The organism is Streptomyces sp. SL06 (assembly GCF_058244745.1).
Window position 1 is genome coordinate 1716745 of the sequence record NZ_JBSYOT010000002.1, and the last position, 16571, is coordinate 1733315.

At 71.5% G+C, this 16571-nt stretch carries 13 protein-coding genes and 1 riboswitch; of the genes, 4 read left to right on the top strand and 9 right to left on the bottom strand.

Translation table 11 applies throughout. From position 1 onward, the window contains the following. Positions 1-19: 19 nt before the first annotated feature. The 3 genes from AC4IHM_RS07705 to AC4IHM_RS07715 form a co-directional block, all read right to left on the bottom strand. Positions 20-1213, bottom strand: coding sequence for an alkaline phosphatase family protein (locus AC4IHM_RS07705; protein ID WP_490866341.1), 1194 nt, complete (start codon positions 1211-1213; stop codon positions 20-22). Continuing rightward, positions 1213-1809, bottom strand: a complete 597-nt coding sequence (locus AC4IHM_RS07710; protein ID WP_003973177.1) for a DUF5998 family protein — start codon at positions 1807-1809, stop codon at positions 1213-1215. Before AC4IHM_RS07710 ends, AC4IHM_RS07705 begins: the two co-directional genes overlap by 1 nt. A 62-nt stretch (positions 1810-1871) precedes the next feature. Next, positions 1872-4688, bottom strand: a complete 2817-nt coding sequence (locus AC4IHM_RS07715; RefSeq protein ID WP_490866342.1) for a bifunctional acetate--CoA ligase family protein/GNAT family N-acetyltransferase — start codon at positions 4686-4688, stop codon at positions 1872-1874. 199 nt (positions 4689-4887) lie between these two features. On the opposite strand from AC4IHM_RS07715, the gene AC4IHM_RS07720 reads away from it, so the two are divergent. Beyond that, positions 4888-5169 carry an HPr family phosphocarrier protein gene (locus AC4IHM_RS07720; protein ID WP_490866343.1) on the top strand — a complete coding sequence of 94 codons (282 nt, stop codon included), beginning with the start codon at positions 4888-4890 and terminating at the stop codon, positions 5167-5169. Positions 5170-5349: 180 nt separating this feature from the next. Here AC4IHM_RS07720 and AC4IHM_RS07725 read toward each other — a convergent pair whose 3' ends face one another. The 4 genes from AC4IHM_RS07725 to AC4IHM_RS07740 all read right to left on the bottom strand — a co-directional run bounded on the left by AC4IHM_RS07725 (position 5350) and on the right by AC4IHM_RS07740 (position 10129). Beyond that, entirely contained in the window at positions 5350-6045 is a 696-nt protein-coding gene (locus AC4IHM_RS07725) for a GntR family transcriptional regulator (protein WP_490866344.1), read from the bottom strand. Positions 6046-6249: 204 nt separating this feature from the next. Beyond that, positions 6250-7014: a M23 family metallopeptidase gene (locus tag AC4IHM_RS07730; protein ID WP_490866345.1), complete on the bottom strand. Its 765-nt coding sequence runs from the start codon at positions 7012-7014 to the stop codon at positions 6250-6252. Between the two features lie 12 nt (positions 7015-7026). Then, positions 7027-7191: riboswitch (cyclic di-AMP (ydaO/yuaA leader) on the bottom strand. Between the two features lie 191 nt (positions 7192-7382). After that, entirely contained in the window at positions 7383-8771 is a 1389-nt protein-coding gene (locus AC4IHM_RS07735) for a M16 family metallopeptidase (RefSeq protein WP_490866346.1), read from the bottom strand. Further along, positions 8768-10129 carry a M16 family metallopeptidase gene (locus AC4IHM_RS07740; protein ID WP_490866347.1) on the bottom strand — a complete coding sequence of 454 codons (1362 nt, stop codon included), beginning with the start codon at positions 10127-10129 and terminating at the stop codon, positions 8768-8770. Before AC4IHM_RS07740 ends, AC4IHM_RS07735 begins: the two co-directional genes overlap by 4 nt. 287 nt (positions 10130-10416) lie before the next feature. Here AC4IHM_RS07740 and AC4IHM_RS07745 point away from each other — a divergent pair, with 287 nt between their 5' ends. Further along, positions 10417-12873, top strand: a complete 2457-nt coding sequence (locus AC4IHM_RS07745; RefSeq protein WP_490866348.1) for a DNA gyrase/topoisomerase IV subunit A — start codon at positions 10417-10419, stop codon at positions 12871-12873. On the opposite strand, the gene AC4IHM_RS07750 is transcribed toward AC4IHM_RS07745, so the two are convergent. Next, positions 12870-13940, bottom strand: coding sequence for a CobW family GTP-binding protein (locus AC4IHM_RS07750; RefSeq protein ID WP_490866349.1), 1071 nt, complete (start codon positions 13938-13940; stop codon positions 12870-12872). The genes AC4IHM_RS07745 and AC4IHM_RS07750 overlap by 4 nt on opposite strands. A gap of 318 nt (positions 13941-14258) precedes the next feature. On the opposite strand from AC4IHM_RS07750, the gene AC4IHM_RS07755 reads away from it, so the two are divergent. Both AC4IHM_RS07755 and AC4IHM_RS07760 read left to right on the top strand, forming a co-directional pair. Beyond that, a complete protein-coding gene (locus AC4IHM_RS07755) occupies positions 14259-14810 on the top strand; it encodes a DUF6082 family protein (protein WP_490866350.1) in 552 nt (183 codons plus the stop codon). A 126-nt stretch (positions 14811-14936) separates the two neighbouring features. Beyond that, a complete protein-coding gene (locus AC4IHM_RS07760) occupies positions 14937-15173 on the top strand; it encodes a hypothetical protein (protein ID WP_490866351.1) in 237 nt (78 codons plus the stop codon). A 138-nt stretch (positions 15174-15311) separates the two neighbouring features. Here AC4IHM_RS07760 and AC4IHM_RS07765 read toward each other — a convergent pair whose 3' ends face one another. Then, the gene (locus AC4IHM_RS07765; protein WP_490866352.1) at positions 15312-16484 is read right to left on the bottom strand and encodes a citrate synthase/methylcitrate synthase; all 1173 of its coding nucleotides are present in this window, start codon (positions 16482-16484) and stop codon (positions 15312-15314) included. Positions 16485-16571: the final 87 nt, after the last annotated feature.

The window sequence follows — 16571 nt, forward strand, 5'->3', positions numbered from 1 at the left end:
GCGGATGCGGGGCAGAGCGTCAGGAGCGTACTTCGAGCAGGGGGACGAGCTGCTCGGCAGGGGTCATCGATCCGTGGTTGCCGACCATCGCCGACTCCTTCGGTTCGCGCTCGGAGGCGATGAGCAGCACGTCGTCGCGCGCGGCGGCGACGACATCGCCGATCCGGTCGTACACCCGGTCGTCGACGCGGGGTCCGAACCAGCCCGCCGCGATCGCCTCGTCCCGGGACGCCACCCAGAACTGTTCGCCGAGCACCTCGCGCCAGCAGGTCAGCACGTCGTTGCGGGCACCGGGGACGGCGTAGACGTGCCGGGCGCGGCCCTCGCCGCCGAGGAGGGCGACGCCCGCCTTCAGCTCCCAGTCCTCGTCGAAGTCGATGCGGTGGTCCTCGTCGAAGGGCACGTCGATCATGCCGTGGTCGGCGGTGACGTACAGGGCGCTGCGCGGCGGCAGTTGCTCGGCGAGGCGCTGGGCGAGCCGGTCCACGTGGCCGAGCTGGCCGCGCCAGGTGTCGGAGTCGACGCCGAAGCGGTGCCCGGCGCCGTCGACCTCGGCGTAGTAGGTGTAGACGAGGGCGCGGTCGGCGGCGGCCAGTTGCTCGGCGGCGCAGTCCATCCGGTCCTCGCCCGACAGGCGTCCGTGGAACTCGCCGCCGCTGAGCGCGACCTTGGTCAGCGGGGTGTTGGCGAAGGTCGGTGAGGAGACCTGGGCGGCGTGCACGCCCGCCTCGTGGGCGAGGTGGAAGACGGTGGGATACGGCTGCCAGGGTCCTGGCGCCGTCCAGGGCTGCCAGCGCAGCTGGTTCATCAGCGCGCCGGTGTCGGGATTGCGCACGGTGTAGCCGGGCAGTCCGTGGGCGCCCGGCGGCAGGCCGGTGCCGACGGAGGCGAGGGAGGTCGCCGTGGTCGCCGGGTAGCCGGCGGTGATCGGGCGCCCGGTGCCGCCGCGCGAGCTGTCCAGCAGCGAGCCGAGGAAGGGGGCGTCGTCCGGGTGCGCGCGCAACTGCTCCCAGCCGAGACCGTCGACGAGGAGGACGCAGGCCCGGTCGGCGGGGGTCAGTTCGGTGATCCCCGCCGTCATGCCGGGGACGCCGAGGCCCGCGGCCAGCGTGGGGAGCAGGTCGGCGAGCGAGCCCGTGCCGTACTCGGGTACGGGGGCGGAGTCGACGGGGAGCGGTTCCGGGTGGGTGTCCCAGGCGGTGTGCCGCTCCATCAGCGGGCGGAGTCCGCGGTCGCCTCGGAGAGGGCCTGCGCGAAGGTGAGCGCCTGGCGCACCGTCTCCGGGCCGTCCCCGGCCTCGCTGACGCGCAGGCTGAGGTCGTCGGCCGTCGAACTGCCCGTGTAGCCGTGGTCGGCCTCGCAGTTGGGGTCGCCGCAGGCGGCCGGCTCCAGGTCGAGGCGCGAGACGGCGCCCCAGCCGATGGTCAGCACGATCTCGCGGGGCAGCGTGCCCGGCTTGTACTGCTCCGGGTTGGCGACCACCCGGCTGACGACGATGGACGAGATCCGGCCGAGCTTGACGGACTCCGTGGACGTGGTGGCGTACGGCGTCGGGGAGGTGTCGTCGGCGGCCTGCTCGTCGGTGTGGCTGACGATGAAGCGGTTGCCGGTGAGCACCAGCACGGTCACGTGCCGGCGCACCTCGTTCTGGTCGAACGTCGTCTCCTGATGGACCAGGTACGACCGGACGGGCTCGCCGCCCACGGCGGCCTCCACCGCCTCGGCCACGAGGGCCGGGTAGTAGCCGCTGCGCTCGATCGCCGCTCGCAGCCCCTGGGTCGTCGTACTGGTCTTGGCCATGCCGTCCATCCTACGGGGGCCCGCTGACTGCGGGACACGCTCCCGCGCGACCCGTCCCCCGGCCGGGCGGGTCAGTACGCCGGCAGGGTCCGCGGACCCAGGTGGTCCCGGGCGGGTGGGGGTGCGAGCCGGACGGAGGCACCGAGGACGCTCAGGCCGTGCGGGGCCACGACGACCGGTTCCAGGGTGACCGAGACGACCTCCGGGTGGTCGTCGACCAGCAGGGAGACCCTCAGCAGCAGTTCCTCCAGTGCGGCGGCGTCGACCGGTGCCGAGCCGCGCCAGCCGAAGAGGAGGGGTGCCGTCCGGATCGAGCGGATGAGGGAGGTGGCGTCGCGGTCGGTGACCGGAATCAGCCGGTGCGCCATGTCGCCGAGCAGTTGCGTGGCGGCCCCGGCGAGTCCGAAGGAGAGCACCGCGCCGGCCGCCGGGTCGATGACCGCCCGTACGACCGTGTCGACGCCGCGCGGCGCCATGCCCTGCACGACCGGGCGCAGTTCCTCGGGCCTTCCGAACAGCTCGGTCAACTCGGCGTACGCCCGTCGCAGTTGCTCCTCGTCGGTGAGGTCAAGGCGTACGCCGCCCAGGTCGGCGCGGTGGCGCAGGTGCGGGGCGGTGGCCTTGAGGGCCACGGGGTAGCCGATGGTCCCCGCGGCGGTGGCGGCGTGGTCGGGGGTGGGGGCGGGCAGGGCGCGGTGGAGGTCGATGCCGTAGCTGCCGAGCAGTTCGTGGGTCTGCCGGGGGTCGAGGGTGAGCCCCTGGCCGCGCGCGAGGTGGCCGGTTATCAGTTCGGCGGCGCCCTTCTTGTCGATGCCCTCGTACTCCGGCACCTTGCCCGGGTCGGCGGCCTCCCGCCGCCACTGGGCGTAGGCGACGGCCTCGCCGAGGGCACGGACGGCGCGTTCGGCGGCGGGGTAGGCGGGGATGAGGTGGGCGCCCTCCGGGGCCTGGACGGCGGGCGGCGGCTGCGCCGGTGCGGAGGGCCGTTCCCCCGCGGGGCCGGCGGCGGCCTGCGGTGCGGTGCTCGTCGCCGCCGACAGGGCCTCCGCCAGGCCGCCCAGTTCCACATGGACCACGAGGACCGGCTTGGTGGGCACCGCGGCCGCCGCCGACCGCAGGGCCTCCGCCAGCGCGGCGTCCCCGGCCTGGCCCTCCCCCATCGCCGGGATGGCGGTCACCACCACCGCGTCGCACGTGTCGTCGGCCAGGGCGCGGGAGAGGGCCGCGTGGAAGTCGTCCGCCGAGGCCGCCGTCGACAGGTCAAGCGGAGGGTGCGGCCGCAGCCCCTCGGACAGGCACGCGTCGTACGTCAGGAGGCCCAGTGACTCGGAGTTGCCCAGGATGGCCACCCTCGGTCCGGCGGGCAGCGGCTGGCGGGCGAGCAGCAGGCCCGCGTCGACGAGGTCGGTGATCGTGTCGACCCGGATCACTCCGGCCTGCCTCAGCAGCGCGGAGACCGTCGCGTGGGGCAGCCGCGTCGCCCGTACCGCGTGCCCCTGCGGTGCCACGCCGCCGTGCCGGGCGCCCTGCACCACGACCAGCGGTTTGACGGCCGCCGTCCGCCGGGCCAGGCGGGTGAACTTGCGCGGGTTGCCGATGGATTCCAGGTACATCAGCGCGACGTTGGTCCGCGGGTCGTCGTACCAGTACTGCATGACGTCGTTGCCGGAGACGTTGGCCCGGTTGCCGGACGAGACGAAGGTCGACACTCCGGTGACGCCGGTGACCCCGCCGCCGCGCCGGTGCAGCCGGGAGAGCAGGGCGATGCCGATGGCGCCGGACTGGGCGAACAGGCCGATCCGGCCGGTGCGCGGCATTTCGGGGGCGAGGGAGGCGTTGAGCCGCACGTCCGGGGAGGTGTTGATGATCCCGAAGGCGTTGGGTCCGATGATCCGCATGCCGTACGTGCGCGCGTGCCGTACGAGGGCGCGCTGGCGTTCGCGCCCGTCGGGACCGCTGTCCGCGTACCCGGCGGAGATCACCACCAGCCCCTGCACACCGTGCTCGCCGCACTCGGTGACGACCTCGGGGACGTGCTCGGCGGGCACGGTGACGACGGCGAGGTCGACGGGCCCGTCGATGTCGCGCACGGAGCGGCACGCCGTAACTCCGCCGAGTTCCTTCCGGTCCTCGGGCAGGGCCTTGTTCACGGCGTACAGCCGGCCGGTGTAGCCCGCGTCCAGGATGTTGCCGAGGATGCTGCGGCCGACGCCTCCCGGGGCGCGGCCGGTGCCGATGACGGCCACGGAGCCGGGCTGCAGCAGCCGCTGCACGGAGCGCGCCTCCGCGCGGTGCTCGCGCGCGTACTGCACGGCGAGCGAGCGGTCGGTGGGTTCGAGGTCGAACTCCAGGCGGACGACGCCGTCCTCGAAGCTGCGCTTCTGGGTGTACCCGGCGTCCATGAACACCTTGATCATCTTGGTGTTGGCGGGCAGCACCTCGGCGGCGAAGCGGCGGATGCCGCGCTCACGGGCGACGGCGGCGATGTGCTCCAGGAGTGCGGAGGCGACGCCGCGTCCCTGGTGGGCGTCCTGGACGAGGAAGGCGACCTCGGCCTCGTCGGCCGGCGCGGAGGCGGGCGTTCCACCGGGGCCGATGCGGTCGTAGCGTACGGTGGCGATGAACTCGCCGCCGATCGTGGCCGCGAGTCCCACCCGGTCCACAAAGTCGTGGTGCGTGAAGCGGTGGACGTCCTTGGCGGACAGGCGAGGATACGGCGCGAAGAAGCGGTAGTACTTCGACTCGTCGGAGACCTGCTCGTAGAAGCTGACCAGGCGCTCGGCGTCATCAACGGTGATGGGGCGGACGCGCGCGGTGCCGCCGTCGCGCAGCACCACGTCGGCCTCCCAGTGGGCGGGGTACTCGTGCCGGTCCGACGAGGTCTGCATGGGCCCCAGAGTACGGCTCGCGTACGACAACGGCGCGAGGCAGTCTGTGGAGGACGGAAGGTCGGGCCGAGGCCGCGGTCCGACGACCACACGGGACGGCACACGGCCGTCCCGGCACGCTTCACGATGTGGGAAACTGGTCTAGACAAGACTGGTCTAGACAACTTCAACCCTCTGAACACCTGAAGGGCAGCATCACATGGCTGAGCGCCGCGTCAACGTCGGCTGGGCCGAGGGCCTCCACGCCCGCCCCGCCTCCATCTTCGTCCGAGCCGCCACGGCCACAGGCGTCCCGGTGACGATCGCCAAGGCCGACGGGTCCCCCGTCAACGCGGCCTCCATGCTGGCCGTGCTCGGTCTCGGCGCGAAGGGCGGCGAGGAGATCGTCCTCGCCTCCGACGCCGAGGGCGCGGACGCCGCCCTCGACCGGCTGGCGAAGCTGGTCGCCGAAGGGCTCGAGGAGCTTCCCGAGACCGTCTGACGGACAACGCAGACGAAAGGCCCGCCCGGACACCCACCGGGCGGGCCTTTCGCTTTCTCTTTCCGCTTCACCCTTTACGGGCAACAGATCATCGGCATCGCACAACAGGTCGCGGACACCGAATCAGGGCAGCAGAAAAAAGCCCCTCGAATTTCTCTCTCTTTGTATACGGCGCCCGTGTTAATGGCGCACGCTCGCTGTGTTTACGGCACGTTGCGAGTTCCTCACACGCTCGGCCCGTCCGCCGCCGGCGGCGAAGCGCAGCCGGTGCGCCGGCGCCGACCGCTCGTTGTGCAGCGTCATGAGCGCCCGCGCGCGCTCGCTGTCGCCCCGGGCCACCGCGTCGACGATCGCGCCGTGCTCCGCCCAGTACTCCACCGGTCCGGCCGGCGCGTCCACGACGTACATCCAGGCGATCTTGTGGCGCAGCTGGGTCAGCAACGCCGTCAGCGAGGGGCTGCCGGCGGCCTGGGCGAGGGTCTCGTGGAACCAGCCGCCCAGGGCACGCAGATCCTCGTCGGCGCCCTGCCTGGCCCGCTCCTGCCCCAGCCTGACCAGCCCGCGCAGCACCTTGAGGTGGGCCTCGGTGCGGCGCCGGGCGGCCCGGGAGGCGCCGAGGGGCTCCAGGAGCGCGCGCGTCTCCAGCAGGTCGGCGGCCTCCTGCTCGGTCGGCTCCGCGACGCACGCGCCCGCGTGCCGCCGGGTGACCACGAACCCCTCGGCCTCCAGGGTGCGCAGGGCCTCGCGGACAGGGACGCGGGAGACGCCGTAGCGGCGGGCGAGGAGTTCCTCGGTGAGCCGGCTCCCGCGTCCGTGGACGCCGACGACGATGTCGTCCCGGATCGCCGTACACACCGCGTGCGCGGGAATACGCATGCTCGACCTCCGCCTTAATCCCCGTGAAACGTCGACGATTGACGCGTGTTCAGCGACTCTAAGCCAATCAAGCGGATATTCCGACGGCGGGGCCGATTTCATGGATATTTTTTGGACAGTGCCACGCCGGACGGGCCGGGCCGGCGAAATCGGGAAAACCCCGGCTCGGGAAGCCGGGGCTTTCGGGTGCCGCACTGTCCGTCGTCAGACGCTCACACCGTGGGAACGGAGATAGGCGACGGGGTCGATGTCCGAGCCGTACTCGGGGCTCGTACGGGCCTCGAAGTGCAGATGCGCTCCGGTGACGTTGCCGGTGGCGCCGGACAGGCCGATCCGCTGACCGGGGTCGACCGCCTGGCCGACGGAGACCCCGATGGACGACAGGTGGCCGTACTGCGTGTACGTGCCGTCGTGCATCCTGATCACGACCTGGTTGCCGTACGCCCCGCCCCAGCCGGCCTCGACGACGGTGCCGACGCCGACCGCGTGCACGGAGGTGCCGGTGGAGGCGTGGAAGTCGATGCCGGTGTGACTGCCGGAGGACCACAGGGAGCTGCCGGCCCGGTAGGCGGTGGAGACGTAGGAGGCGGTGATGGGCGCCACGAAGGTGTTGAGGCGCTTGCGCTCCGCCGCGCGGGCGGCGCGCTCCTTGGCCGCACGCGCCTCCTTGGCCGCCTCGGCCGCGCGCTCGCGTGCGGCCTCCTGGGCCGCCTCACGCGCGGCGGCGTCCGCGGCGGCCCGCTTCTGGGCGACGGCCTGGGCGTCGATCTCTTCGGCCAGGGAGCCGCCGATGGTGACGACCGGGGTGAGTCCGCTCTGCTCCATCTCGGGCTCGGCGGCGAGCGCCGGAGCGGCGAGGGTGCCGACGACGCCGGTGGTGGCGAGGGCCGCGACTCCCGCCGCGCGGGCGGTGGTGCGGTGCGTCCGGCCAGGGCGGCGGTGCTTGCCGGCGGCGCGCGTGAACGCCATGTGGAGGCTGGTCCTTTCCTTCCCTCTCGCCTACCGGGTTAGCTGACGGGTTCGGAGCAGGAAGGTCTCCTACGGGCACCCTCGCTGCGCGCGCGGGTGTCCGATTCACCCCAGGGACTGCGATGGGTCCCCGGCTCCCCTGGCTCGCGCCGTACGGGGACTCGGCGATGACTGTCCGGTGCCGCGGACGCGGCGCACTGCCTGACGAACAGCCCGGACGACGCTAAACGCGGCTGTCTTCAATCCTCAAACGCAACACGGCTTTTGTAGTGCACGCCACAGGGCAGACAGCCACCTTCTTCACCAATTCAGACAAAGGGCGGCTCTGATGACACTCCGGTCACCAGAGCCGCCACGCGCGCGTGCCGCTACTCGGCCGCCACCACGGTGACCTCACCGATGCCGAGGGCCTCGACGGGCTCCTTGATCTGTGCCGCGTCGCCGACGAGGACCGTCACCAGGCGGTCCACCGGGAAGGCGTTCACGACCGCCGCCGTGGCTTCCACGGTGCCCGTGGAGGCGAGTTGGCGGTAGAGGGCGGCCTGGTAGTCGTCGGGCAGGTGCTGCTCGACCTGGTCGGCCAGCGTGCCGGCCACGGCCGCCGCCGTCTCGTACTTCAGCGGCGCCACGCCCACCAGGTTCTGCACGGCCACGTCGCGCTCGGCGTCGGTGAGCCCTTCCGCGGCGAGCCTGCGCAGCACCGTCCACAGGTCCTCAAGGGCGGGACCGGTGTTGGGGGTGTCGACGGAGCCGCTGATGGCGAGCATGGCGGCGCCCGTGCCGTCCGGCGCGGAACGCAGGACCTGCCCGAAGGCCCGCACACCGTAGGTGTAGCCCTTCTCCTCGCGCAGGACGCGGTCCAGGCGGGAGGTGAGGGTGCCGCCGAGGCAGTAGGTGCCGAGCACCTGCGCGGGCCACACGCGGTCGTGGCGGTCGGCGCCGATACGGCCGATCAGCAACTGCGTCTGAACGGCGCCGGGACGGTCCACGACGACGACCCGTCCGGTGTCGTCGGCGGTCACCGGGGGGACGGGACGCGGCTCGGCCGTGGAGCCGGTCCACGCGCCCAGCGTGTCGCCGAGCAGCGCGTCGAGGTCGACGCCGGTGAGGTCGCCGACGACCACGGCGGTGGCCGTGGCGGGGCGGACATGCCTCTCGTAGAAGGCGCGTACGGCGGCCGAGTCGATCGCGGCGACCGACTCCTCGGTGCCCTGGCGCGGGCGCGACAGGCGCGTGTCCGCCGGGAACAACTGCTTGTAGAGTTCCTTGGCCGCGCGGCGGGCGGGGTTGGCCAGCTCGTGCGGGATCTCGTCGAGCCGGTTGCGCACCAGGCGTTCGATCTCGCTGTCCGCGAAGGCGGGCGCCCTGAGCGCGTCGGCGACCAGGCCGAGCGCCTTGGCGAGGCGCGAGGCGGGCACCTCCAGGCTCAGCCGGACGCCGGGGTGGTCGGCGTGCGCGTCCAGGGTGGCTCCGCACCGCTCCAGTTCGGCGGCGAACTCCTCGGCGGAGTGCTTGTCGGTGCCCTCGGAGAAGGCACGCGCCATGATCGTGGCGACGCCGTCGAGACCGGCCGGCTCGGCGTCCAACGGCGCATCGAGGAGCACCTCGACGGCGACGACCTGCTGCCCCGGGCGGTGGCAGCGCAGCACGGTGAGGCCGTTGCCGAGGCTGCCGCGCTCGGGTGCCGGGAACGCCCACGGCCTGGGCTCGCCGGCCTGCGGCCGGGCGTGGAATTCCATGGTGGCGAGCTGGGTCACTTGGCCGCCTCCTCGTTCTCGTCGGTGGCGTCTTCGGTGTCGGTGTCGTCGGCGGGTGCGGTGGGCTCGTAGACGAGCACCGCGCGGTTGTCGGGACGCAGGCGGGCCTTGGCGACCTCCTGGACCTCCTCGGCCGTCACGTCGAGCACCCGCCGCACGGCGGTCAGGGCGAGCTGCGGGTCGCCGAACAGGACGGCGAACCTGCACAGTTCGTCGGCGCGGCCGGCGACCGTGCCCAGGCGGTCCAGCCACTCGCGCTCCAACTGGGCCTGGGCGCGCTCCATCTCCTCGGCCGTGGGGCCCTCCTCGGCGAACCGGGCCAGCTCCTCGTCGATGGCGGTCTCGATGACCGGAACCTCAACGTCGCCGGAGGTCTTCACGTCCAGCCAGCCCAGGGAGGGCGCCCCGGCGAGCCGCAGCAGGCCGAACCCGGCGGCGACGGCCGTGCGGTCACGGCGTACGAGCCGGTTGTACAGGCGGGACGACTCGCCGCCGCCCAGGACGGTGAGGGCCAGGTCGGCGGCGTCGCACGCGCGCGTGCCGTCCTCCGGGAGGCGGTAGGCCGCCGTCAGGGCGCGGGCCGGGACCTCCTCCTCGACGATCTCGCGCAGCTCCTCGCCCATGATGTCGGGCAGCGAGCCGTCCCGCGGGGCGGGCTTGCCGTCGTGCGAGGCGATGGAGCCGAAGTACTTCTCGATCCAGGCGAGCGTCTGCTCGGGGTCGATGTCGCCGACGACCGACAGCACCGCGTTGTTCGGCGCGTAGTAGGTGCGGAAGAAGGCGCGCGCGTCCTCCAGCGTCGCCGCGTCCAGGTCGGCCATCGAGCCGATCGGCGTGTGGTGGTAGGGGTGCCCCTCCGGGTAGGCGAGCGCGGTCAGCTTCTCGAAGGCCGTGCCGTAGGGCACGTTGTCGTAGCGCTGGCGGCGTTCGTTCTTGACAACGTCCCGCTGGTTCTCCATCGACTCGTCGTCGAGGGCGGACAGCAGGGAGCCCATGCGGTCGGCCTCCAGCCAGAGGGCCAGCTCCAGCTGGTGGGCGGGCATGGTCTCGAAGTAGTTGGTGCGCTCGAAGCTGGTGGTGCCGTTGAGCGAGCCGCCGGCGCCCTGCACCAGCTCGAAGTGGCCGTTGCCCTTGACCTGGGCGGAGCCCTGGAACATCAGGTGCTCGAAAAGGTGAGCCAGGCCGGTACGCCCCTTGACCTCGTGGCGGGAGCCAACGTCGTACCAGAGGCACACCGCCGCGACCGGGGTCAGGTGGTCCTCGGAGAGCACCACGCGCAGGCCGTTGGCCAGGCGATGCTCGGTCGCTGTCAGGCCGCCGGAGCCTGCCTGCGCTGTGGCCGTGTGACCCATGGGCATGTACGTCCCTTCGATGGCGGAATCCTTGGCGGAATCACTGGGCGGAACTGCGGAATTCCGCCGTTCCTGCCACTGTATGCAAGCGTGCGGGACACCGGTGGAGTTCCCGTGCCTCGTACGCCCTGAGCGAGAACGCGGTTGGCGGTGCACCGGCCGCGAGGGCGTACTCTGCGGGCAGCGCCGGGCCGGGCAGCCCGTGACGGGTCCTGGTCGGTCGCTGTCAGTGCCGCAGTCCACAATGGACGGCGTCAGATCACCGTTCACGCTTCAGCAAGGAGCCGGCAGCGATGGCCCGCCGTAGTACGAAGACCCCGCCGCCCGACGACTCGTACGAGGAGAAGATCCTCGACATCAACGTCGTCGACGAGATGCAGGGCTCCTTCCTCGAGTACGCGTACTCGGTCATCTACTCCCGTGCGCTGCCGGACGCCCGCGACGGCCTCAAGCCGGTGCACCGCCGCATCGTGTACCAGATGAACGAGATGGGCCTGCGGCCCGAGCGCGGCTATGTGAAGTGCGCGCGTGTCGTCGGCGAGGTCATGGGCAAGCTGCACCCGCACGGCGACGCGTCGATCTACGACGCGCTGGTGCGCATGGCCCAGCCGTTCTCGATGCGCGTGCCCCTGGTGGACGGCCACGGCAACTTCGGTTCGCTGGGCAACGACGACCCGCCGGCCGCCATGCGGTACACCGAGTGCCGGATGGCCGAGGCCACCGGTTTGATGACGGAGTCCATCGACGAGGACACCGTCGACTTCGGCCCCAACTACGACGGTCAGGAGCAGGAGCCGGTGGCGCTGCCCGCCGCCTTCCCGAACCTGCTGGTCAACGGCGCCTCGGGGATCGCGGTCGGCATGGCCACGAACATGCCGCCGCACAATCTGCGCGAGGTGATCGCGGCCGCCCGGCATCTGATCCGGTATCCGAACGCCGACCTCGAAGCCCTGATGAAGCACGTGCCCGGCCCCGACCTGCCCACCGGCGGCCGGATCGTCGGTATGCCCGGCATCCGGGACGCGTACGCGACGGGCCGCGGCACCTTCAAGATCCGCGCGACGGTCACCGTGGACACGGTGACGGCCCGGCGCAAGGGCCTCGTCGTCACCGAGCTGCCCTTCGCGGTCGGCCCGGAGAAGGTGATCGCCAAGATCAAGGACCTGGTCGGCTCCAAGAAGCTCCAGGGCATCGCCAACGTCAAGGACCTCACCGACCGCGAGCACGGACTGCGCCTGGTCATCGAGATCAAGAACGGCTTCGTGCCGGAGGCGGTCCTGGAGCAGCTCTACAAGCTGACGCCGATGGAGGAGTCCTTCGGCATCAACAACGTCGCCCTGGTGGACGGCCAGCCCCTGACTCTGGGTCTGAAGGAGCTGCTGGAGGTCTATCTCGACCACCGGTTCACCGTCGTGCGGCGCCGCAGCGAGTTCCGCCGCAGCAAGAGGCGCGACCGGCTGCACCTGGTCGAGGGTCTGCTCACCGCCCTGGTCGACATCGACGAGGTCATCCGCCTCATCCGCTCCAGCGACAACTCCGCGCAGGCCAAGCAGCGCCTGATGGAGCGCTTCTCGCTGAGCGACGTGCAGACCCAGTACATCCTGGACACACCGCTGCGCCGGCTCACCAAGTACGACCGCATCGAGCTGGAGTCCGAGAAGGACCGGCTGAACGCGGAGATCGAGGAGCTGACCCGGATCCTCGACTCGGACGCGGAGCTGCGCAAGCTGGTCTCCGCCGAACTGGCCGTGGTCGCCAAGAAGTTCGGCACCGACCGGCGTACGCTGCTGCTGGAGTCGGCCGGCACCCCGGTCGCCGCCGTTCCGCTCCAGGTGGCGGACGACCCGTGCCGGGTGCTGCTGTCCTCGACGGGCCTGCTGGCCCGCACGGCGAACGACGAGCCCCTTGTCACGGAGGCCGGCGCCAAGCGCGTCAAGCACGACCTGATCGTCTCGGCGGTGCCGGCCACGGCTCGCGGCGAGGTGGGCGTGGTGACATCGGCCGGGCGTCTGCTGCGGGTGAATGTCGTGGACCTGCCCCAGCTCCCGGAGTCCATGCCGGTGCCGAATCTCTCCGGCGGTGCTCCGCTGGCGGAGTTCGTGTCCCTGGAGGACGACGAGACGGTCGTCTGTCTGACCACGCTGGACGAGTCCTCGCCGGGTCTCGCGCTCGGCACGGAGCAGGGCGTGGTCAAGCGCGTGGTGCCCGACTACCCGTCCAACAAGGACGAGTTGGAGGTCATCAGTCTCCGGGACGGCGACCGGATCGTCGGCGGGGCCGAGCTGCGCACCGGTGACGAGGATCTGGTGTTCATCACGGACGACGCGCAGTTGCTGCGCTACCAGGCCTCGCAGGTCCGCCCGCAGGGCCGTCCTGCGGGCGGTGTGGCGGGCGTCAAGCTCACCGAAGGCGCCAAGGTCATTTCCTTCACTGCGGTGGACCCGGCCGCGGACGCGGTGGTCTTCACGGTCGCCGGGTCGCGCGGCACGCTGGACGACTCCGTCCAGACCACGGCCAAGCTCACCCCCTTCGACCAGTACCCGCGCAAGGGCCGTGCCACGGGTGGCGTGCGCTGCCAGCGGTTCCTGAAGGGCGAGGACTGCCTGGCCTTCGCCTGGGCGGGCGCCGTCCCGGCCCTCGCCGCGCAGAAGAACGGCACGCCGGCCCAGCTCCCGGAGATCGACCCGCGCCGCGACGGCTCGGGCGTGTCCCTGCCGAAGACGGTGTCGGTGGTGGCGGGGCCGGCCTAGGCCGGGTCCTGGGACAGCGGCGGATCCTCGCCCTCGGGGTCCTGTACGTAGCGCAGGACGCCCCACATGCCGTGTTCGTCGGCGTGCGGGGCGTCGCCGCGGCAGGCGTCGAGTTCCTTGCCGAGGGCGGGTGCGTCGATGCCCGTGCCGATGAGGACGAGCTGGGTGCGGCGGGGCTCGGACGGTGTCCAGGGTTCCGGGTAGAAGCGCAGGAAGCGCCCGACGGCGTGCACGGCGTACCGGTTCCGGGTGTCGTACGGGCCGAAGTCGACGTACCCCTTGATCCGGTACAGGCCCTCGGGACGGCTGTCGAGGAACCGCATGAGCCGGCGCGGGTCGAGGGGCGTGTCGCAGACGAACGGCAGCGTCTCGTAGGCGGCGTGCAGATGCCCGGCGTGCGCGCCGCCCACGGAGTGGTCGTGCAGGTCGTCGAAGGACAGCTGCCCCACACGCTCCTCGCTCGGCCGGCAGTCGTAGAGGAACCCGGGGTCGATACGGCCGTAGGTCGCGGGCACGACGGCGGCGCCCTCGCCGAGTGAACGGACGAGGGCGAGCACGCGCTCGGCGTCCGGGGACCGGTCGGTCTTGTTGACCACGACCAGGTCGGCGAGTGCCAGGTGCCGGTCGATCTCGGGGTGCCTGGCGCGGGTGTCGTCGAACTCGGCGGCGTCGACGACCTCGACGAGTCCGCCGTAGACGACCTCCGGCCGTTCGCTGGCCAGCAGCATGCGCACGAGTTCCTGCGGTTCGGCGAGACCGCTCGCCTCGATGACGATGACGTCGATACCGGCCTCGGGCCGTGCGAGCCGCTCCAGGTAGCCGTCGAGTTCGCCCACGTCGACGGCACAGCACAGGCATCCGTTGCCGAGCGAGACGGTGGAGTCGCCAAGGGCGCCGGCGACGGCCATCGCGTCGATCTCGATCGAGCCGAAGTCGTTGACGACGGCGCCGATGCGGCTGCCTCCGCTGCGGTGCAGGAGGTGGTTGAGGAGCGTGGTCTTTCCGGAACCGAGGAATCCGGCGAGTACGACGACCGGGATCTGACGCGGAGTCGGGCGTTGCCCCACCTTGCGACCTCTCTCTCACCTACGCGTGCGCCGGCTCGCGGCCGGACGCGCGACACATGCGGAACTGCCTGCTCAGGATACGAGTCACGGCAGTCCGCGCGGAGTGAACGATTGTTGGCAGCGCTCGCGGGGCAGACGTTGGGCAAGGCGCCGGACCGTGCGACCCTCGCTTCCTTCTGTGCGCCTCCTCTCCGCCTCCCCGTCGATCAGCGCCGCTCGGCACCCTGGAGGCGGCAAGCGCCGCCCATCGCCCGCCGGTCCCCGTCAGCCGACCCGCACTCGACGACCAGCGGGCGGTCGCCCGATTCGGGGGTTGACATGGTCACACGCAAAAAGCTCACGGGGAGGTTCGGCCCCGCCGCGGCCGGGATGCTGATCGCGACGGCAGGGTTGACGCTGGCCGCGCATCAGCGGCGGCTGGAGGCGCAACGCCTCGAAATCAAGAGGCTGGAGCTGGAGGAAGTGACTTCCCGGCGCCGGGCACTGGCCCACCAGCAGCGCATGCACTGGGAGCTGCTCACCAGGGCGATGGACGACGCGTCCCTGGCCGCCGTGATCGACACCTACGACAAGGACATCCCGGCGGAGAAGCGGCGTCAGTTCTTCTACGCCAACGCCTGGTACGTCAACCTGTACCACCTCTACGAAACAGGCCTGTTGGATCAGCGGGAGTTGTTCGGGCGCCTGCGGGAGATCTTCCAGACGCCGCTGATGCGGGAGTACTGGGAGGCGTCCAGGGCACAGCGCGCAACGCTGGACGAGGCGTCCGGCGAGACCCGGATCGGGGCGGTGGTGGACGGACTGATCAAGGATCTGGACGAGGCGGACACGGACGAGTGGTGGGTTGTCGGCACCCCTCCGCCCGGCTAGGCGGCACGTCGGCCTCGGGCGAGTGAACCTCTCGACTCACTTCGGCCATGCCGTCACACTCGCCCCACTGATCACAGTAACGTGCTGCCGACCAGTGCGCCCACCCTGTGTAAGGACCGGTACCCCTTGAAGATCGTGCGCCGCATCGGTGTGCCTCCAAGCTCGCGCGGCAGTACCTCCGGAGCCAACTGCCCGGATCTGTTCGAACTGAGCGACGGCAATTTCGCCGTGATCGGCACGGAGGCCACCGAGGCCCTTGAGCGTGAGCTTCCCGCCGATGCCTCCCGCGCGGACTACGAACGCATCGTGGTCGTCAGCCGGGAGACCCTGATCCGCGCCAAGGCGGACATCCCCGACGCCTGACGGACGCCGCCACGCGCCCCCGGTCGCACCACACCACGGCGCCGGACACCACTCCCGGCGAGCAATCCGGCACCCCGTCCTTGCTCGACGCTCCCCGACAGGCCTGGCGCCCGAACGGCACCAGGCCGCTCGTATCCCTCAACCCACCGCGGGCACACCGACCGGCGCCCGCGGCCCCACATAGCGCGCCGCCGGCCGGATGATCTTCGAGTCCCGGGCCTGCTCCAGGATGTTCGCGCTCCACCCCACCACCCGCGCCGCCGCGAAGGTCGGCGTGAACATCTCGCGCGGCAGCCCGCACAGTTCCATGACGACACCCGCGTAGAACTCGACGTTGGTGTGCAGTTCACGCCCCGGCTTCAGCTCGGCGAGGATCGCCTCGACCTGTCGCTCCACCTCGACGGCGAACTCCACGCGCGGACCGCCGAACCCCTGGGCCACCTCACGGAGCATCAGGGAGCGCGGGTCCTGTGTGCGGTAGACCGCATGGCCGAAGCCCATGATGCGCTCACCGGCGAGCACCCGCTCACGGATCCACGGGTCGATGCGGTCGGGAGTGCCGATCGCATCCAGGGTGTCCAGCGCCCTGCTGGGGGCCCCGCCGTGCAACGGCCCGGACAGCGCCGCCACCGCTCCGACGAGGCACGCCGCGACATCCGCTCCCGTGGAGGCGATGACCCGCGCGGTGAATGTCGACGCGTTGAAGCCATGATCAATGGTGGAGATCAAGTACTGCTCGACCGCCCGCGTCCGCCGCTCGTCCGGCTCCTCGCCGGTCACCATGTAGAGGTAGTTGGCGGCGTACGACAGGTCCTCGCGGGGCTCCACCGGTTCGAGCCCCTGCCCCAGCCGGTACAACGCGGTCAACAGCGTCGGTACGGCCGCGGCGGCCACGAGGGTGTCCCGACGGCGCCGGTCGGCCGACAGGTCGTACACGGGTTGGAAGCCCTGCGCCGCGCCCAGCAGCGACAGGGCGGTGCGCATCCCGGCCGGCGGACCGGAGCGTCCGCCGGCCGCGGCGATGGCGGGCAGGGCCGCGCGCACCGTGTCGGGGAGCCGGCGCAGCGCCGCGGTCTCGGCGGCGAAGGCGGCACCGCGCCGCGCGTCCGGGAGTTCCCCGTGGACCAGGAGATGCCACACGTCCTCGAAACCGCGGCTGCGCGCGAGTTCGACGGCCGAGTACTGGCGGTAGTGGTAGAAGCCCTCGAGCCCGCGTACGTCGCCGACCTCGGTGTCGGCCACCACGACGCCCGCGAGCCCTCGCGGCACGTCGACGGGCGCCGCGACGGCAACGGTCCTGTTGACAGACATGATTACCTCCTCGAACTTGAGTCAACTGTCCATACTTGACCGGAACTCTGTCAATATTGATTGAATCAATATATTACTCAAGACACC

Coding starts and splice junctions, on each gene's coding strand:
- AC4IHM_RS07765 (WP_490866352.1), bottom strand. CDS start 16,484: ATGTCTGTCAACAGGACCGTTGCCGTCGCGGCGCCCGTCGACGTGCCG.
- AC4IHM_RS07705 (WP_490866341.1), bottom strand. CDS start 1,213: ATGGAGCGGCACACCGCCTGGGACACCCACCCGGAACCGCTCCCCGTC.
- AC4IHM_RS07715 (WP_490866342.1), bottom strand. CDS start 4,688: ATGCAGACCTCGTCGGACCGGCACGAGTACCCCGCCCACTGGGAGGCC.
- AC4IHM_RS07730 (WP_490866345.1), bottom strand. CDS start 7,014: ATGGCGTTCACGCGCGCCGCCGGCAAGCACCGCCGCCCTGGCCGGACG.
- AC4IHM_RS07755 (WP_490866350.1), top strand. CDS start 14,259: ATGGTCACACGCAAAAAGCTCACGGGGAGGTTCGGCCCCGCCGCGGCC.
- AC4IHM_RS07740 (WP_490866347.1), bottom strand. CDS start 10,129: ATGCCCATGGGTCACACGGCCACAGCGCAGGCAGGCTCCGGCGGCCTG.
- AC4IHM_RS07725 (WP_490866344.1), bottom strand. CDS start 6,045: ATGCGTATTCCCGCGCACGCGGTGTGTACGGCGATCCGGGACGACATC.
- AC4IHM_RS07745 (WP_490866348.1), top strand. CDS start 10,417: ATGGCCCGCCGTAGTACGAAGACCCCGCCGCCCGACGACTCGTACGAG.
- AC4IHM_RS07720 (WP_490866343.1), top strand. CDS start 4,888: ATGGCTGAGCGCCGCGTCAACGTCGGCTGGGCCGAGGGCCTCCACGCC.
- AC4IHM_RS07710 (WP_003973177.1), bottom strand. CDS start 1,809: ATGGACGGCATGGCCAAGACCAGTACGACGACCCAGGGGCTGCGAGCG.